Genomic DNA, 14,948 nt, shown 5'->3' on the forward strand with positions numbered 1-14,948 from the left:
AATGGCTCTGGGCCGAAAAACCCGGCCCAGAGCTGTCGCATCGGGCTTACTTGCCCGACTTGATCTTCGTCCAGCTGCGGGTGATCACTCGCTGCACAGAAGCGTCAGGCGCAGCGATCGCGTACAGCTGCTTCTTCACTTCGGCAGGCGGGTAGATGCTCGGGTCGCTGGTGATGTCTTTGTCCACGAACTGGGTAGCAGCAGCGTTACCGTTCGGGAAGCGCACGGCGTTGGTGATTTCAGCCATGATTTCCGGCTGCATCAGGAAGTTCATGAACTGATAGGCAGCGTCTTTATGTTCGGCATCTTTCGGGATGGCGACCATGTCGTAGAAAGTACCGGCACCTTCCTTCGGAATGACGTAGTCCACCTTGACCTTGTCGCCCGCTTCATGGGCACGGGCCTTGGACTGCTCCAGGTCACCCGAGTAACCGACGGCTACACAGATGTTGCCGTTGGCCATGTCGCCGATGTATTTGGACGAGTGGAAGTAGGTGATCGAAGGACGGATCTTGAGGAACAGGTCCTCGGCGGCCTTCAGGTCTTCTTTCTTGGTGCTGTCGGTCGGCTTGCCGAGGTAGTGCAGCGCAGCCGGGAGCATTTCGGTCGGGGCGTCGAGGAAGCTCACGCCGCAGCTCTTGAGCTTGGCGATGTTCTCAGGCTTGAACACCACGTCCCACGAATCGATCTTGTCCACGCCCAGCGCAGCCTTGACCTTCTCCGGGTTGTAGCCAATGCCGATCGAGCCCCACATATAAGGGAAGGCATGCTTGTTGTCCTTGTCGCTGGCATCGCCAACGGCCTTGAGCAGGTCAGGATCGAGGTTCTTCCAGTTCGGCAGCTTGGAACGGTCCAGCTCCTCGTACACGCCCGCCTTGATCTGCTTGGCCAGGAAATTGTTCGAAGGCACGACGATGTCATAGCCCGACTTGCCTGCCAGCAGCTTAGCTTCCAGGGTTTCGTTGCTGTCGAAGACGTCGTACTTGACCTTGATCCCCGTCTGCTTCTCGAACTTGGCGATGGTGTCCGGAGCGATGTAGTCCGACCAGTTATAGACGTTCAACACTTTGTCTTCAGCCTGAACAGCGGAGGCCATGGCACCCATCAGGGCGGCGGCCAGCAACGTCTTGCCCATTTTATTCATGCGTAATGCTCCAGAATTTTTATTTAGCAACTGTCCAGCAGCCAGAACCCACGGTGCAGAGCGCGCGGCGACTGAAACAGTCGCTAGTCTGGCAAGTTACAAGGCCCTGTATCAAGGAAAGCAGGGCCATGTAACGACTTAATGTCACAACGCTAGCCTAGCAAACGCTTATTGAATCGCCTCAAGGGTCAGGTCCAGGCACTTGCGCGCCTTTTCCACCAGTTCGTCGATCTCTGCATGGCTGATTACCAGCGGCGGCGCGATGATCATGGTGTCACCCACCGCACGCATGATCAGGCCGTTCTCGAAGCAGAAGGTGCGACAGATCATGCCCACGCCCTTGCCCTCGTAACGGCTGCGGGTGGCCTTGTCCTTGACCAGCTCGATCGCACCCAGCATGCCCAGGCCGCGCACTTCACCCACCAGTGGATGGTCTTGCAGCTCGCGCAAACGCTTTTGCAAATACGGTGCCGCTTCCGTGCGCGCCTTCTCGACAATCTTCTCGTCACGCAGAATGCGCAGGTTTTCCAGGCCCACCGCGGCCGCCACCGGGTGGCCGGAGTAGGTGAAACCGTGGTTGAAGTCGCCGCCTTCGCTGATCACCTTGGCCACGGTGTCACGCACGATCACACCGCCCATGGGGATGTAACCGGAGGTCAGGCCTTTCGCGATGGTCATCAGGTCGGGCTTGAGGTCGTAGTAGTCCGAGCCGAACCACTCGCCGGTACGGCCGAAGCCGCAGATCACCTCGTCGGCGACGAACAGGATGTCGTACCTGGCGAGGATCTCCTTCACCTTCGGCCAGTAGGTTTCCGGCGGGATGATCACACCGCCAGCGCCCTGGATCGGCTCGGCGATGAAGGCAGCGACGTTGTCTTCGCCGACTTCGAGGATCTTCTTCTCCAACTGCTCGGCGGCCCAGACACCGAATTCGTCAGGGGTCATGTCGCCTCCCTCGCCGAACCAGTACGGCTGAGGGATGTGCACGATGCCCGGGATCGGCAGGCCACCCTGCTCGTGCATGCCGCTCATGCCGCCCAGGCATGCACCGGCGAAGGTGGAGCCGTGGTAACCGTTGATGCGGCCGATGATGGTCTGCTTGTGCGGTTTGCCCTTCAGCGCCCAGTAGTGACGCACCATGCGCAGCACAGTGTCGTTGCCTTCGGAGCCGGAGCCGGTGAAGAACACATGGGTCATACCTTTCGGCGCCACGTCGGTGATCGCCTTGGCCAGCTCGAGCGCAGGCGGGTGAGCGGTCTGGAAGAACAGGTTGTAGTACGGCAGCTCACGCATCTGTTTTTCCGCCGCCTGCACCAGCTCTTCACGTCCGTAGCCGACCGCCACGCACCATAGACCGGCCATGCCGTCGAGGATCTTGTGCCCCTCGCTATCCCACAAATGCACACCCTGGGCCTTGGTGATGATGCGCGGCCCCTTCTCCTTCAGCTGCTTGTAGTCACTGAAAGGTGCGAGGTGATGCTCCCCGCTCAGGGTTTGCCATTCACGGGTTTGCGGGTTGTTGACGCTCATGTGCTTCTCCGTTATTGGACCGCCGCGCTCCTGCGGCACCAGGGTTGATCAGACAGCGAACAGCAGGAACTCACGCTCCCACGAACTGATGACGCGCTTGAAGTTTTCATGCTCGGCGCGCTTGGTAGCGACATACCCGGTAATGAATTTCTTGCCCAGGTACTGCACCAGCGCACGGCTGTTTTCCATGCGTTCCAAGGCGTCTTCGATGGTCAGGGGCAGGCGCAGGTTGCGGCGTTCGTAACCACGGCCCTGCACTGGCGCGCTGGCCTCGATACCTTCGACCATGCCGATGTAGCCACACAGCAGGCTGGCGGCGATGGCCAGGTACGGGTTGGCGTCGGCGCCCGGCAGGCGGTTTTCGACGCGCCGGCTTTGCGGGCCGGCATCCGGGACGCGCAGGCCGACGGTGCGGTTTTCTTCGCCCCACTCCACGTTCACCGGCGCCGAAGTGTCGGGCAGGAAGCGGCGGAACGAGTTGACGTTGGGCGCGAACAGCGGCAGCGCCTCGGGGATGAACTTCTGCAGGCCGCCAATATGGTTGAGGAACAGCGCGCTCATGCTGCCGTCTTCATTGCTGAAGATGTTCTTGCCGGTGGCCACGTCGACCACACTCTGGTGCAGGTGCATGGCACTGCCCGGCTCGCCGGTCATCGGTTTGGCCATGAAGGTGGCAGCCACGTTGTGCTTGAGCGCCGCCTCGCGCATGGTGCGCTTGAACACCAGGATCTGGTCGGCCAGGTGCAGGGCGTCGCCGTGACGGAAGTTGATTTCCATCTGCGCCGTGCCGTCTTCGTGGATCAGCGTGTCGAGGTCCAGCTGCTGCAGCTCGCACCAGTCGTAGACGTCTTCGAACAGCGGGTCGAATTCGTTGGCAGCTTCGATCGAGAACGACTGACGGCCGGTTTCCGGGCGACCGGAACGGCCTACCGGGGGCTGCAGCGGAAAGTCCGGGTCTTCGCTGCGCTTGGTCAGGTAGAACTCCATCTCGGGGGCGACGATCGGCTGCCAGCCCTTGTCGGCGTATAGCTTGAGCACTTTCTTCAGCACGTTGCGCGGCGACAGTTCGACCGGGTTGCCCTTCTTGTCGTAGGTGTCGTGGATGACCTGTGCGGTCGGCTCGATGGCCCACGGGACGAGGAACACAGCGTTCTCGTCAGGGCGGCAGATCATGTCGATGTCTGCCGGGTCGAGCAGTTCGTAATAGATGTCGTCGTCGACGTAGTCGCCGGTCACGGTCTGCAGCAGCACGCTCTCGGGCAGCCGCATGCCTTTTTCAGCGATGAATTTGTTGGTTGGCGAAATCTTGCCGCGCGTGATGCCGGTCAGGTCGCTGATCATGCATTCGACTTCGGTGATCTTGTGCTCTTTCAACCAATCGGTGAGCTGGTCGAGGTTGTTACTCATAAATACCTCAGGAGGTAAGGTGGTCCGCGACTTGATTCTGGATGGAGTCGATTGCTAAAGCAAAAACCCACGCGCAGAGCCACAGTGGATACACTGAAATCAGCTGTGTCCGTAATGAGTTCAAAAGGCAGGAAGGTGAAGCGAAAGGCGGCAAGCCGCTGCGAGGACCGGTCCGGGAACGCGAAACGTCAATTATTGCGGCCAGGGCGACCACGCCATTGACGAAGCTTGCAAAAACGACGGATGTACCCGATGGCACTGCGCAGGCAATGCTTTCAGGTCGCGGCAAGCGGACCATGTGACCCTCGTATTATTGTGTTTTGGGTTGAAACCGAGCTTAGCCTTGTTCATTTTTTTACACAACACCTCCGTAAAAAATAAAACACGGCGCACCGGAGATAGCCCTTTACCCGGGAAATAGCGGATAATGGATTGCCCCGATATGCAGCAAATCTGCCGTAGATGTGCCATTTCAGGGCATCATGGGGTCGGCTTGACATCAGTATCTCTTTTCGATTGACTGGTCTTGCAAGCCCCCCTTGATTGATATTTTTAACAACAAAGGTGTTGCATCATGTCGGTACCCCCGCGTGCCGTTCAGCTTAACGAAGCGAACGCGTTCCTTAAGGAACATCCTGAGGTTCTCTACGTTGACCTTCTGATTGCAGATATGAATGGTGTGGTGCGTGGCAAGCGCATAGAGCGCACCAGCCTCCACAAGGTTTACGAGAAAGGCATCAATCTGCCGGCCTCCCTCTTTGCCCTGGACATCAACGGTTCCACCGTCGAAAGCACCGGGCTGGGCCTGGACATCGGCGATGCTGACCGCATCTGCTATCCAATCCCCGACACGCTCTGTAACGAGCCATGGCAAAAGCGCCCCACCGCCCAGCTGCTGATGACCATGCACGAGCTGGAAGGCGAGCCCTTCTTCGCCGACCCGCGCGAAGTGCTGCGTCAGGTGGTGACCAAGTTCGACGAACTGGGCCTGACTATCTGCGCCGCATTCGAGCTGGAGTTCTACCTGATCGACCAGGAGAACGTGAACGGCCGCCCGCAGCCACCACGCTCGCCAATTTCGGGCAAACGCCCGCAGTCGACCCAGGTGTACCTGATCGACGACCTCGACGAATATGCCGACTGCCTGCAGGACATCCTCGAAGGCGCGAAAGAACAAGGCATCCCGGCCGACGCCATCGTCAAGGAAAGCGCCCCGGCGCAGTTCGAAGTCAACCTGCACCACGTGGCCGACCCGCTCAAGGCCTGCGACTACGCGGTACTGCTCAAGCGGTTGATCAAGAACATCGCCTACGACCATGAAATGGACACCACCTTCATGGCCAAGCCCTATCCGGGCCAGGCAGGCAACGGCCTGCACGTGCACATTTCCGTGCTGGACAAAGATGGCAACAACATCTTCACCAGCGAGGATCCCGAGCAGAACGCCGCGCTACGTCACGCTGTCGGCGGTGTGCTCGAGACCCTGCCCGCGTCCATGGCCTTCCTTTGCCCGAACGTCAACTCGTACCGCCGCTTCGGCGCGCAGTTCTACGTGCCGAACGCGCCAAGCTGGGGCCTGGACAACCGCACCGTAGCGCTGCGCGTACCGACCGGCTCGGCCGATGCCGTGCGCATCGAGCACCGCGTCGCCGGTGCCGACGCCAACCCGTACCTGATGATGGCTGCCGTACTGGCTGGCGTGCACCATGGCCTGACCAACAAGATCGAGCCAGGCGCGCCGATCGAAGGCAACTCGTACGAGCAGCTGGAGCAGAGCCTGCCGAACAACCTGCGCGATGCCCTGCGCGAGCTGGACGACAGCGAGATCCTGAACAAGTACATCGATCCGAAGTACATCGACATCTTTGTCGCGTGCAAGGAAAGCGAGCTGGAAGAGTTCGAGCACTCGATCTCCGACCTCGAGTACAACTGGTACCTGCATACCGTGTAAACGAAAACGCCGCCCCTCAAGGGCGGCGTTTTTGTTTGAGACCGGTGTCGCCCTCTTCGCGGGCTCGCCCGCTCCCACAGGGTAATTTCGAGGGCTGAAGCCTGTGACTTACCTGGACTGCCCCCCAAAAGTTGGACAGTTTTAAGCTGCAGCCTGAGCCCTGTACTCCACAGGGCTCAGGCCATTGAGCCTCAGCTTGATGCGATCATGGTTGTAGTAGTGAATGTACTCATCCAGACCCGCTCTCAGCTCATCAATGCTCTCGAAACGCTTCAGGTAGAAAAACTCAGATTTGAGCGTGCCGAAGAAGCTTTCCATGGCCGCGTTGTCCAGGCAATTGCCTTTTCGAGACATGCTCTGCTTTACCCCACATTCGCTTAGCTTACGGCGGTATTGCGCCTGCTGGTAATGCCATCCCTGATCCGAATGCAGCACGAGCTTCGGTTTCTCTCCCAGGCAATCGAGCGCTTTGCCAAGCATGTTCCCAACCAGGCTATAGCACGGGCGGCTGGCCATTTCGTAGGCCACGATTTCGCCGTTGTACAAATCCATCACGGGCGACAGATAGAGCTTCTGTTGAGCTACTTTGAACTCGGTTACGTCAGTCACCCACTTCTGGTTTGGGCGTTGAGCGACAAAATTTCGCTCCAGTACATTCGCTGCCACTTTGCCGACGGTACCTCGATAGGAGCGATATTTCTTGGGGCGCACTACTGATTTCAATCCCTGCTCAGCCATCAGCCGTTCAATGACCTTCTTGTTCACCCGCTTTTCCTTCCTGATTACGAGTGCGACACGGCGATAACCATAAAGCCGTTTCTGCTCGTGATAGACGCGATGCACCAATGCCTTGAGCTCAGCATGCCGGTCTGGCTTCTGCTGAGCTTTGAGCTGGTAGTAGAAGGTGCTGCGCGCCAGCTCGACCAACTGAAGGAGGTCAGGCAAAGGAAACCTGCGCTTGAGTTTGGAAACGATCAGGGCTTTTTCCCGCGTGTTCGTTCCTTTTCCTCGCGCAGAGCCTTGAGCTCCTTTAGGACAGCATTCTCCATGCGCAGGTACTCAAGTTCAGCCATCAGCTGATCTCGAGACTTCTGATCATCATTGGTATCGGTGGGTTTGGCAGGCTTGATCTTCTTCGACACGTCGATTGGCTTTCTTGGCTTGATGGCAGTAGAGGGTGCAGGACTGCCACTGTAGTACTGCCGCTGCCAAATGCCTATCTGAGAGGACTGCCCAAGACCAAAGTGGGCAGCGGTCTGGCGCAGCGAAAGCCGATGCTCGTGCATATAGCTAAGCACCTGCTGTTTGAAATCACTGGTATAGCGCCGCCCATGCGAGCCTGGACCAATGCCATTATTGGCCTGATAACTGGCCACCCAGCGTCGAAGCAGGCTGAAATCGATACCTAAGTGTTGAGCCACCTTTCGGAAACCGTTGCTGCCATCCAGGTAGGCTGTGATCGCTGTGAGCTTGAATTGCTCGGTGTACTTGCCCATAGATCCCCCAAGGGTTGGATTGGTGTCCAACTTCTTGGGGGCAGTCCAACCTGTGGGAGCGGGCGTGCCCGCGAAGAGGGCGGCCCAGGCTTACAGGGGCTTCTCGAAAATCTTCGAATTGCGCTGGTAGTTGTACAGCGAAGCCCGCGCCGCCGGCAGCCGCTCCACGCCACTCGGCGCAAAGCCGCGCTCGCGGAACCAGTGCGCAGTGCGCGTAGTCAGCACGAACAAAGTACTCAAGCCCATCTGCCGTGCCCGGCTCTCGATGCGTTCCAGCAGCTCATCGCCACGCCCGCCATGGCGGTACTCCGGGTTCACCGCCAGGCAAGCGAGCTCCCCGGCTTCGGAATCGGCAATCGGGTACAGCGCCGCACAGGCGATGATCATGCCCTCGCGCTCGACCACACTGAACTGCTCGATCTCTCGCTCCAGCACTTCGCGCGAGCGGCGCACCAGGATGCCCTGCTCTTCCAGCGGGCTGATCAACTCCAGCAGGCCACCGACGTCCTCGATGGTCGCCTCGCGCACCACTTCGAACTGCTCCTGCGACACCAGCGTACCGCCACCGCCCCGGGTGAACAGCTCGGTGAGCAGCGCGCCATCCTCGGCATAGCTGACGATATGGCTGCGCGCCACACCGCCTTTGCAAGCCTCGGCCGCAGCATCCAGCAGTTCGCCCTGGTAGTCGCTGCCTAGACGCTGCAGATGCGGAGCAACCTGCTGCGGGCGCAGTTCGCGCACCAACCTACCGTCAGCGTCCAACAGGCCCGGCTCGGCGCCGAACAGCAGCAACTTGTCGGCGCCCAGTTCGATGGCCGCGCGGGTAGCCACGTCTTCGCAGGCCAGGTTGAAGATTTCCCCGGTAGGCGAGTAGCCCAAGGGCGACAACAGCACGATGGAACGCTCGTCGAGCAGGCGGCTGATGCCCTTGCGGTCGACCCGGCGCACTTCGCCAGTGTGGTGGTAGTCCACGCCTTCGAGCACGCCGATCGGCCGCGCGGTGACCAGGTTGCCGGAGGCCACGCGCAGGCGCGAGCCCTGCATCGGCGAAGCGGCGATGTCCATCGACAGCCGCGCTTCAATGGCCAGGCGCAGGGCGCCGACGGCATCGATCACGCAGTCCAGGGTGGCCGCATCAGTAATACGCATGCCCCGGTGGTAGTGCGGGGTCAGGCCGCGATCGGCCAGCCGGCTTTCGATCTGCGGGCGCGAGCCATGCACCAGCACCAGCCGCACGCCGAGGCTGTGCAGCAGCACCAGGTCGTGGACGATATTGCCGAAATTAGGGTGTTCCACCCCATCGCCAGGAAGCATGACCACGAAGGTGCAGTCGCGATGGGCATTGATATAGGGGGATGCATGACGCAGCCAGTTGACGTAATCGGGCATGACAGGGCCTGTGGATAAGTGGACGGAGAACGGCGATGCAGGGGGCGTTCAGGATCATCGTCGGAACAGGCTTGCGGTCACGCGCGGTCTCCTCTAGGCAGGAACGAATCAGTTCGATTGACGTTTAGTGCAGGCAATAGTGCCGGATCAAGTCACGCAATAGACGCACGGTAGGCTCGATTCGTGACATTTCAAGGTATTCGCCGGGCTGGTGGGCACAGGCAATGTCGCCAGGGCCCAGCACGATGGTCTGGCAGCCCAGTTGCTGAAGATAAGGTGCTTCGGTGCCGAACGCCACCGCTTCAGCGCGATGGCCGGTCAGGCGCTCCGCGACCTGTACCAGCTCGACATCGGCAGCCTGCTCGAATGGCGGCACCTCCGGGAACAGCGGCGCGTAGTCGATGCGCACCTCATGGCGCTCGGCCACGGGCACCAGCTTTTCGCGAATAGCCGCGCGCAGCTGGTCCACGTCCATGCCCGGCAGCGGCCGCAGGTCGAACTCCAGGGCGCACTGGCCGCAGATACGGTTGGGGTTGTCGCCGCCGTGGATGCAGCCGAAGTTCATGGTCGGGGTCGGCACGGTGAATTGCGGGTTGCTATAGGTTTGTTGCCACTGCTGGCGCAGGCCCATCAGCTCGCCCATGACCGCATGCATGGCCTCCATGGCGCTGCGGCCCAGGCTTGGGTCCGACGAATGGCCGCTGCGACCGAGGATGTCGATGCGGTCCATGAGGATGCCCTTGTGCATGCGGATCGGCCGCAGCCCGGTAGGCTCACCGATGATCGCTGCACGGCCCAGTGGCTGGCCGGCCTCGGCCAGGGCACGGGCGCCGGACATGGAGCTTTCTTCATCGCAGGTGGCAAGGATCAGCAGCGGCTCCTTGAAGTCGTGCTCCAGCAGCGGGATGACCGCTTCGATGACCAGGGCAAAGAAGCCCTTCATGTCGCAGCTGCCCAGGCCGACCCAACGGCCATCGGTCTCGGTCAGCTTCAGCGGGTCGCTGGCCCACAGCTGTTCGTCATAGGGCACGGTATCGCTGTGCCCGGCCAGCACCAGCCCTCCCGGGCCGGTGCCACGGCTGGCCAGCAGGTTGAACTTGCCGGGGCTGACCTGCTGGATATCGCACTTGAAACCCAGGTCGCCCAGCCAACCGGCCAGCAGGTCGATAACCTGGCGGTTGGACTGGTCCAGCGCAGGTTGGGTACAGCTGACCGAAGGCGCGGCGATCAAGGCGGCAAACTGGTCTTTCAGCGTCGGCAACGGCATGCGCGTACTCCTCGGAAACGTTGCCCATCATAGGACTATCCGCTGTCTGGAATAAACCGTTGAGGGCTGACTGCTGTAGACTCTCTGCCAACCACGCCCCCTCTTTCGAGTCTGTGATGCACAAAGAAACCGAACTGAAGCTCCGCGCCAGCCGCGAGACCCTTGCCGCCCTGCGCGAGCACCCTCTGCTGAAAAAGCGCAACAAGTCCGGCTGGCAGACCCGTGAACTGCTCAACCAGTACTTCGACACCCCCGAGCGTGAGCTGTCCGCCGCCCGTGTCGCCCTGCGCCTGCGCCGCGATGGCGACGCTGTCATTCAAACCCTCAAGTGCCGCGGCCAGAGCGTGGCCGGCCTGTCCGAGCGCAACGAGTACGAATGGAACCTGGACAAGGTCAAGCTCGACCTGAAGAAGCTGGACGCCACCTGCTGGCCCGAGCAACTGGCCAACCTGGACAAGAAAACCATCAAGCCGCTGTTCACCACCGACTTCAGCCGTGAATACGCCGAAATCGCCTGGGGCCGTGGCAAGAGCAAGGTGGTGATCGAGGCTGCACTGGACCAAGGCTTCGTGATCGCCGGCAAGCGCAAGGAAGAGATCTGCGAGCTGGAGCTGGAACTGCGCGAAGGTGAACCGCAAGCCCTGCTGGAACTGGCCGCAGAGCTGGCCGCCAGCCTGCCACTGATGCCGTGCGACATCAGCAAGGCTGAGCGCGGTTACCGCCTGCTGGAACCGGACAGCTACGAGCTGGACCTGCCGCACACTGCGCTGGAAGCCGAAATGGCCCTGGACGACGCCTATGCCGCCCTCGCCTGGCAACTGCTGGGCAGCAGCCAGCGCCTGGCCGAGCAGTACCGCCACAACGGCCACTGGCGCCTGCTCCAGGACTGGGTCGAGTGCCTGAGCGAGCTGCGCGCGCTCACCGCCAGCCTGGGCCAGGCAGCACCGCGCGCCACCACCCGCGACCTGCGCGCCAGCCTTGATGCCTTGCTTGAAGACTGGCGCCCGCTGGTGCAGGCCGGCAACGATGACGAAGACATCCGTCGCGCCGCGCCCGAGCAGTTCACCGAAGAACTGGAAGACGTACGCTGGGGCCAGTTCTCGCTGGAAACCTCACGCTGGCTGATGGCCCGGACCTGGACCGCAGAGCGCAAGGGCCGCGGCGAACGCCAGGGCAAGGCGCAGTTGGCCAGCTGGCTGGTGCACCTGCTGGGTGAGGAAGGCCGCGCGCTGAAGCTGCCGCTGTACACCCAGCGCCCGGAAGACCTGGCCGAGCAGCTGCCACGTATCGAGCAGCTTCTGGCCTGGCTGCACCACGCCCGCCAGGTACTGGAAGCGCCGCAAATGGACCGCTTGTACGGCGACCTGAAAAAGCTGCACGAGCTGGCCGAGCAGCCCATCAGCGATGAAGTGCTGGAAGCGCGTATCGAACAGGCTCGGGCGGTGGACCAGAGCCGCGGCTGGAAGCACCTGCTCAAGGCGTGATACCGCGTCGCCTGCTTCGCGGGTAAACCCGCTCCTACAAAGGTTCGCGCCAGGCGTGAGGCCGGTGTAGGCGCGGGTTTACCCGCGAATGGCCTCACCGCGGTAGCGGCAGGCTAGTGGTGGACTTGATCTCGGAAAGCGCCACAATCGAGTTCACCTCCTGAATCCCCGGCACGTTCGACAGTTTTTCGAAGAAGAACCGCTCGTAGGCCTCGATGTCCGACGTGACGATTCGCAGCAGAAAGTCCACGGCCCCCATCAGCACATAACACTCCAGCACCTCAGGGAACCCGCGGATCGCCTCGGTGAACTCGGTAAAGTTGGAGCGCCCATGGGCGTTCAGTTTCACTTCGGCGAAAATCTGCGTGTTCAGGCCGACCTTCTTGCGGTCCAGCAAGGTCACCTGCCCACGAATCACCCCCTCTTCCTTCAAGCGCTGAATGCGCCGCCAGCACGGCGATTGCGACAGCCCGACGCGCTCGGCGATCTGTGCACTGGACAGCGAAGCGTCCTCCTGCAGCAGCTCGAGGATGCGACGGTCGTAGGCGTCCAGCTCGCTGTGCATTATTTATTCCCCACTCCATATTTTCTTGAATAAAAAAATTCGCCAACAGGGCAAAATCACCCAATCATAGCGAAAAAATACCGCCAGCAACGTGCAAGAATTTCTCCCTCATTTGCGGAGACCAGTATGAACGCACAGCCCCGTATCGACGCCTGGGCCGCCAACAACGCCCACAGCACCGTGCACTATCGCCTGCAGGCCGAGGCCGAGCCCGATAGCCTGTGCCGGGTGCTCAACCTGTTCGCCTTGCAGTTCCTGACCCCGCATAGCGTGCAGGTCAGCCAGCAGGATGACTGGCTGGATATCGAAATCGGCATTGGCGGGTTGAGCTGGCACCGGGCCGAAGTCATTGCACAGAAACTGCGTAACCTGGTGTGTGTGGGTGAGGTGAGCCTGACCAACTTGCAGCGAGTGGCGTTGGCAGTGGTCTGAACCACCCTTCAAGGCCCGTGCGATCCCTGTAGGAGCGGGTTCACCCGCGAAGCGTCCGGTACAGGCGCAGCAAAATCCCGAAACCTTTCACCTCCGATAGCCTCCCGCCGCCCGGCTAGCCTTGATCAGCACTACCCGATCAGGCACGGACGCCAACCATGCACACCCCCGACAACCCCGCACTCGACCTCAAGCGCGTGCTCCAGGCCCTGCTCGCTGACCAGCACCTGCACGCCAGCGATACCCTGCAAGTACTCGAACACGCCGCTGCCCACCCCGCTAGCCACCCGCTGGAGCACATCGCCGCCTGCAGCCTGGAAAGCCGCCAGCACCCCGGCCAGCCCCTGGACTTGGAGCACCTTTGCCAGTGGCTGGCCGACAAGGTCGGCCAACCCTACCTGCGCATCGACCCCATGCAACTCGACCTGCCCCAGGTCACCAGCCTGATCTCCCCAGCCTTCGCCCAGCGCCACGGCATCCTCATCGTCGCGGCCGATGCCTCCAGCGTCACCGTCGCCAGCGCCCAGCCTTTCCAGAATGACTGGCAGGCCGACCTGGCCCGCAGCCTCGGCCGGTCGATCCGTCGCGTACTGGCCAGCCCGCAGCAGATCCGTCAGTCAGCGCAGTCGTTCCACCGCCTGGCCCAGTCGGTAAAAGGCGCGCAATACCAGCAGTCGGCGAGCCTGGGGGAACTTGAGCAATTGCTTGAGCTGGGCAAACGCCAGGCCGAGGCCAGCGCAGACGACGCGCATATCGTGCATATCGTCGACTGGCTGTTGCAGTACGCCATCGAGCAACGCGCCAGTGATATCCACCTGGAACCACGCCGCGAACAGGGCCAGCTGCGCTACCGCATCGATGGCCTGCTGCACACCGTCTATGCCTTCCCCGCCGGGGTCACCCTGGCCCTCGTCAGCCGCCTGAAACACCTGGGCCGCATGGACGTTGCAGAGAAGCGACGGCCGCAGGACGGCCGGCTGCAAAGCCGCCTACCCGGTGGTGGCGAAGTGGAGCTGCGGCTTTCAACCCTGCCCACCCCGTTTGGCGAGAAACTGGTGCTGCGCCTGTTCGACCCGCACCAGTTGCAAGAGGGCTTCGACCGCCTTGGCCTGCACGGCCAGCAACTGGCCCAATGGCAGCGCCTGCTTCGTCAGCGCCAAGGCATCATCCTGGTCACCGGCCCCACCGGCTCCGGCAAGACCAGCACGCTGTACACCAGCCTCAAACTGCTGGCCACACCACAGGTCAACCTGTGCACCATCGAAGACCCGATCGAGCGCCTGGAGCCAGCCTTCAACCAGCTGCAGGTGCAGCCCGCGCTGGACCTGGGGTTTGCCAACGCGGTCAGGGCCATGCTGCGCCAAGACCCCGACATCATCATGATCGGCGAAATCCGCGACCGCGAAACCGCCCTGGTGGCGGTGCAGGCAGCGCTGACCGGGCACCTGGTGCTATCGACCCTGCATACCAACGACGCCTGCGCAGCAATCACCCGCCTGCAAGAGCTGGGTGTGGCCGACTACCTGATCAAGGCAACGCTTATCGGGGTGATGGCCCAGCGCCTGGTGCGGACTGTCTGCACCGACTGCCAGGCAGGTTCATCAGCCACCTGCCGAGCCTGCCGCGGCACCGGTTTTCAGGGGCGCACGGGATTATTCGAACTGCTCGAGCCCAGCGACACCTTGCGCGCATTGATCGGCCCTGATGCCGACCTGACCCGTTTGCGGCGCCAGGCGCTGGCCGATGGCCTGGTTGACCTGCGCCGTTGCGGCGAGGCCAAGGTGGCCGCTGGGCAGACCCGTGCCGAGGAAGTGCTGCGCGTCTGCAACTGACGAAAAGTCCTTTGTATTCAAGGAACTTGCCTTGCCCGAAAAGATCCAAGCGCGCATCTTCAACCATCACCCTTCGAGGTGTTTCAACATGCGTCTCAAAACCGCCATTGCCGCCGCTACCTTGCTTTCGCTGCCTCTTGGCTCGGCCATGGCCGATACCTTCTGGCGTAACGTGATGACTTCCGGTGCTACCACGGCGTCGAGCTACCTGACCTCGCGGGATCACAAGCTGGTAGTGGCCGCGCAGGATGACGCCAGCAGCTTCGTCGCCAGCGAAGGCGCGATCCGCGGGCCGTTCCTGGAAGCGGCCATGCGCGAGGCACGGGCAGAGAACCCAGGGATGCAGGCTTCCGACATGGAGTTGGCCAATGCCATCCTGGCCAAGAATGCGGTAGCCGAGTAACTGCGTCGCCTGCTTCGCGGGTGAACCCGCTCCTACAGGCACCCGCGA

At 61.5% G+C, this 14,948-nt stretch carries 13 protein-coding genes; 6 read left to right on the forward strand and 7 right to left on the reverse strand.

Annotation, left to right across the window (positions count from 1 at the left end; genetic code table 11):
* Window positions 1-46: 46 nt before the first annotated feature.
* The 3 genes from ACI7M0_RS25560 to ACI7M0_RS25570 all read right to left on the reverse strand — a co-directional run bounded on the left by ACI7M0_RS25560 (window position 47) and on the right by ACI7M0_RS25570 (window position 4,081).
* On the reverse strand, window positions 47-1,144 hold the full coding sequence (locus ACI7M0_RS25560; protein ID WP_104962765.1) for a polyamine ABC transporter substrate-binding protein: 1,098 nt from the start codon (window positions 1,142-1,144) through the stop codon (window positions 47-49).
* Window positions 1,145-1,312: 168 nt separating this feature from the next.
* A complete protein-coding gene (locus tag ACI7M0_RS25565; RefSeq protein WP_010955709.1) occupies window positions 1,313-2,674 on the reverse strand; it encodes an aspartate aminotransferase family protein in 1,362 nt (453 codons plus the stop codon).
* Window positions 2,675-2,722: 48 nt separating this feature from the next.
* A complete protein-coding gene (locus ACI7M0_RS25570; RefSeq protein ID WP_010955710.1) occupies window positions 2,723-4,081 on the reverse strand; it encodes a glutamine synthetase family protein in 1,359 nt (452 codons plus the stop codon).
* A gap of 41 nt (window positions 4,082-4,122) precedes the next feature.
* Here ACI7M0_RS25570 and ACI7M0_RS25575 point away from each other — a divergent pair, with 41 nt between their 5' ends.
* Together ACI7M0_RS25575 and ACI7M0_RS25580 are read left to right on the forward strand one after the other, a co-directional pair.
* Complete coding sequence (locus ACI7M0_RS25575) at window positions 4,123-4,383, forward strand: hypothetical protein (protein ID WP_020193883.1); 261 nt, start codon at window positions 4,123-4,125, stop codon at window positions 4,381-4,383.
* A gap of 272 nt (window positions 4,384-4,655) precedes the next feature.
* Window positions 4,656-6,032 carry a glutamine synthetase family protein gene (locus ACI7M0_RS25580; protein ID WP_010955711.1) on the forward strand — a complete coding sequence of 459 codons (1,377 nt, stop codon included), beginning with the start codon at window positions 4,656-4,658 and terminating at the stop codon, window positions 6,030-6,032.
* 141 nt (window positions 6,033-6,173) lie between these two features.
* On the opposite strand, the gene ACI7M0_RS25585 is transcribed toward ACI7M0_RS25580, so the two are convergent.
* The 3 genes from ACI7M0_RS25585 to argE form a co-directional block, all read right to left on the reverse strand.
* Window positions 6,174-7,528, reverse strand: a protein-coding gene (locus ACI7M0_RS25585) for an IS3 family transposase (RefSeq protein ID WP_405314512.1) whose coding sequence is annotated in 2 segments (ribosomal slippage) — window positions 6,174-7,052 and window positions 7,055-7,528 — 1,353 coding nt in all. Because the reading frame shifts where the segments join, the coding sequence is not laid out codon by codon here.
* 90 nt (window positions 7,529-7,618) lie between these two features.
* Window positions 7,619-8,917, reverse strand: coding sequence for an amino-acid N-acetyltransferase (gene argA, locus ACI7M0_RS25590; RefSeq protein WP_003253723.1), 1,299 nt, complete (start codon window positions 8,915-8,917; stop codon window positions 7,619-7,621).
* A 124-nt stretch (window positions 8,918-9,041) separates the two neighbouring features.
* Window positions 9,042-10,184, reverse strand: coding sequence for an acetylornithine deacetylase (gene argE, locus ACI7M0_RS25595; protein WP_020193884.1), 1,143 nt, complete (start codon window positions 10,182-10,184; stop codon window positions 9,042-9,044).
* A gap of 116 nt (window positions 10,185-10,300) precedes the next feature.
* On the opposite strand from argE, the gene ACI7M0_RS25600 reads away from it, so the two are divergent.
* Window positions 10,301-11,668 carry an inorganic triphosphatase gene (locus tag ACI7M0_RS25600; RefSeq protein ID WP_064491257.1) on the forward strand — a complete coding sequence of 456 codons (1,368 nt, stop codon included), beginning with the start codon at window positions 10,301-10,303 and terminating at the stop codon, window positions 11,666-11,668.
* A gap of 94 nt (window positions 11,669-11,762) precedes the next feature.
* On the opposite strand, the gene ACI7M0_RS25605 is transcribed toward ACI7M0_RS25600, so the two are convergent.
* Window positions 11,763-12,233, reverse strand: a complete 471-nt coding sequence (locus ACI7M0_RS25605; RefSeq protein ID WP_010955714.1) for an Lrp/AsnC family transcriptional regulator — start codon at window positions 12,231-12,233, stop codon at window positions 11,763-11,765.
* Between the two features lie 126 nt (window positions 12,234-12,359).
* Between ACI7M0_RS25605 and ACI7M0_RS25610 the strand changes: the two genes are divergently transcribed.
* The 3 genes from ACI7M0_RS25610 to ACI7M0_RS25620 all read left to right on the forward strand — a co-directional run bounded on the left by ACI7M0_RS25610 (window position 12,360) and on the right by ACI7M0_RS25620 (window position 14,900).
* A complete protein-coding gene (locus ACI7M0_RS25610) occupies window positions 12,360-12,665 on the forward strand; it encodes a hypothetical protein (RefSeq protein WP_064491258.1) in 306 nt (101 codons plus the stop codon).
* A gap of 158 nt (window positions 12,666-12,823) precedes the next feature.
* Window positions 12,824-14,497: a GspE/PulE family protein gene (locus tag ACI7M0_RS25615; RefSeq protein WP_129931911.1), complete on the forward strand. Its 1,674-nt coding sequence runs from the start codon at window positions 12,824-12,826 to the stop codon at window positions 14,495-14,497.
* An 88-nt stretch (window positions 14,498-14,585) separates the two neighbouring features.
* Entirely contained in the window at window positions 14,586-14,900 is a 315-nt protein-coding gene (locus tag ACI7M0_RS25620) for a DUF2388 domain-containing protein (protein WP_003253711.1), read from the forward strand.
* The last annotated feature ends 48 nt before the right edge of the window (window positions 14,901-14,948 follow it).

The sequence above is a fragment of the Pseudomonas sp. 10(2024) genome (genome assembly GCF_045164175.1).
Taxonomy (GTDB): domain Bacteria; phylum Pseudomonadota; class Gammaproteobacteria; order Pseudomonadales; family Pseudomonadaceae; genus Aquipseudomonas; species Aquipseudomonas alloputida.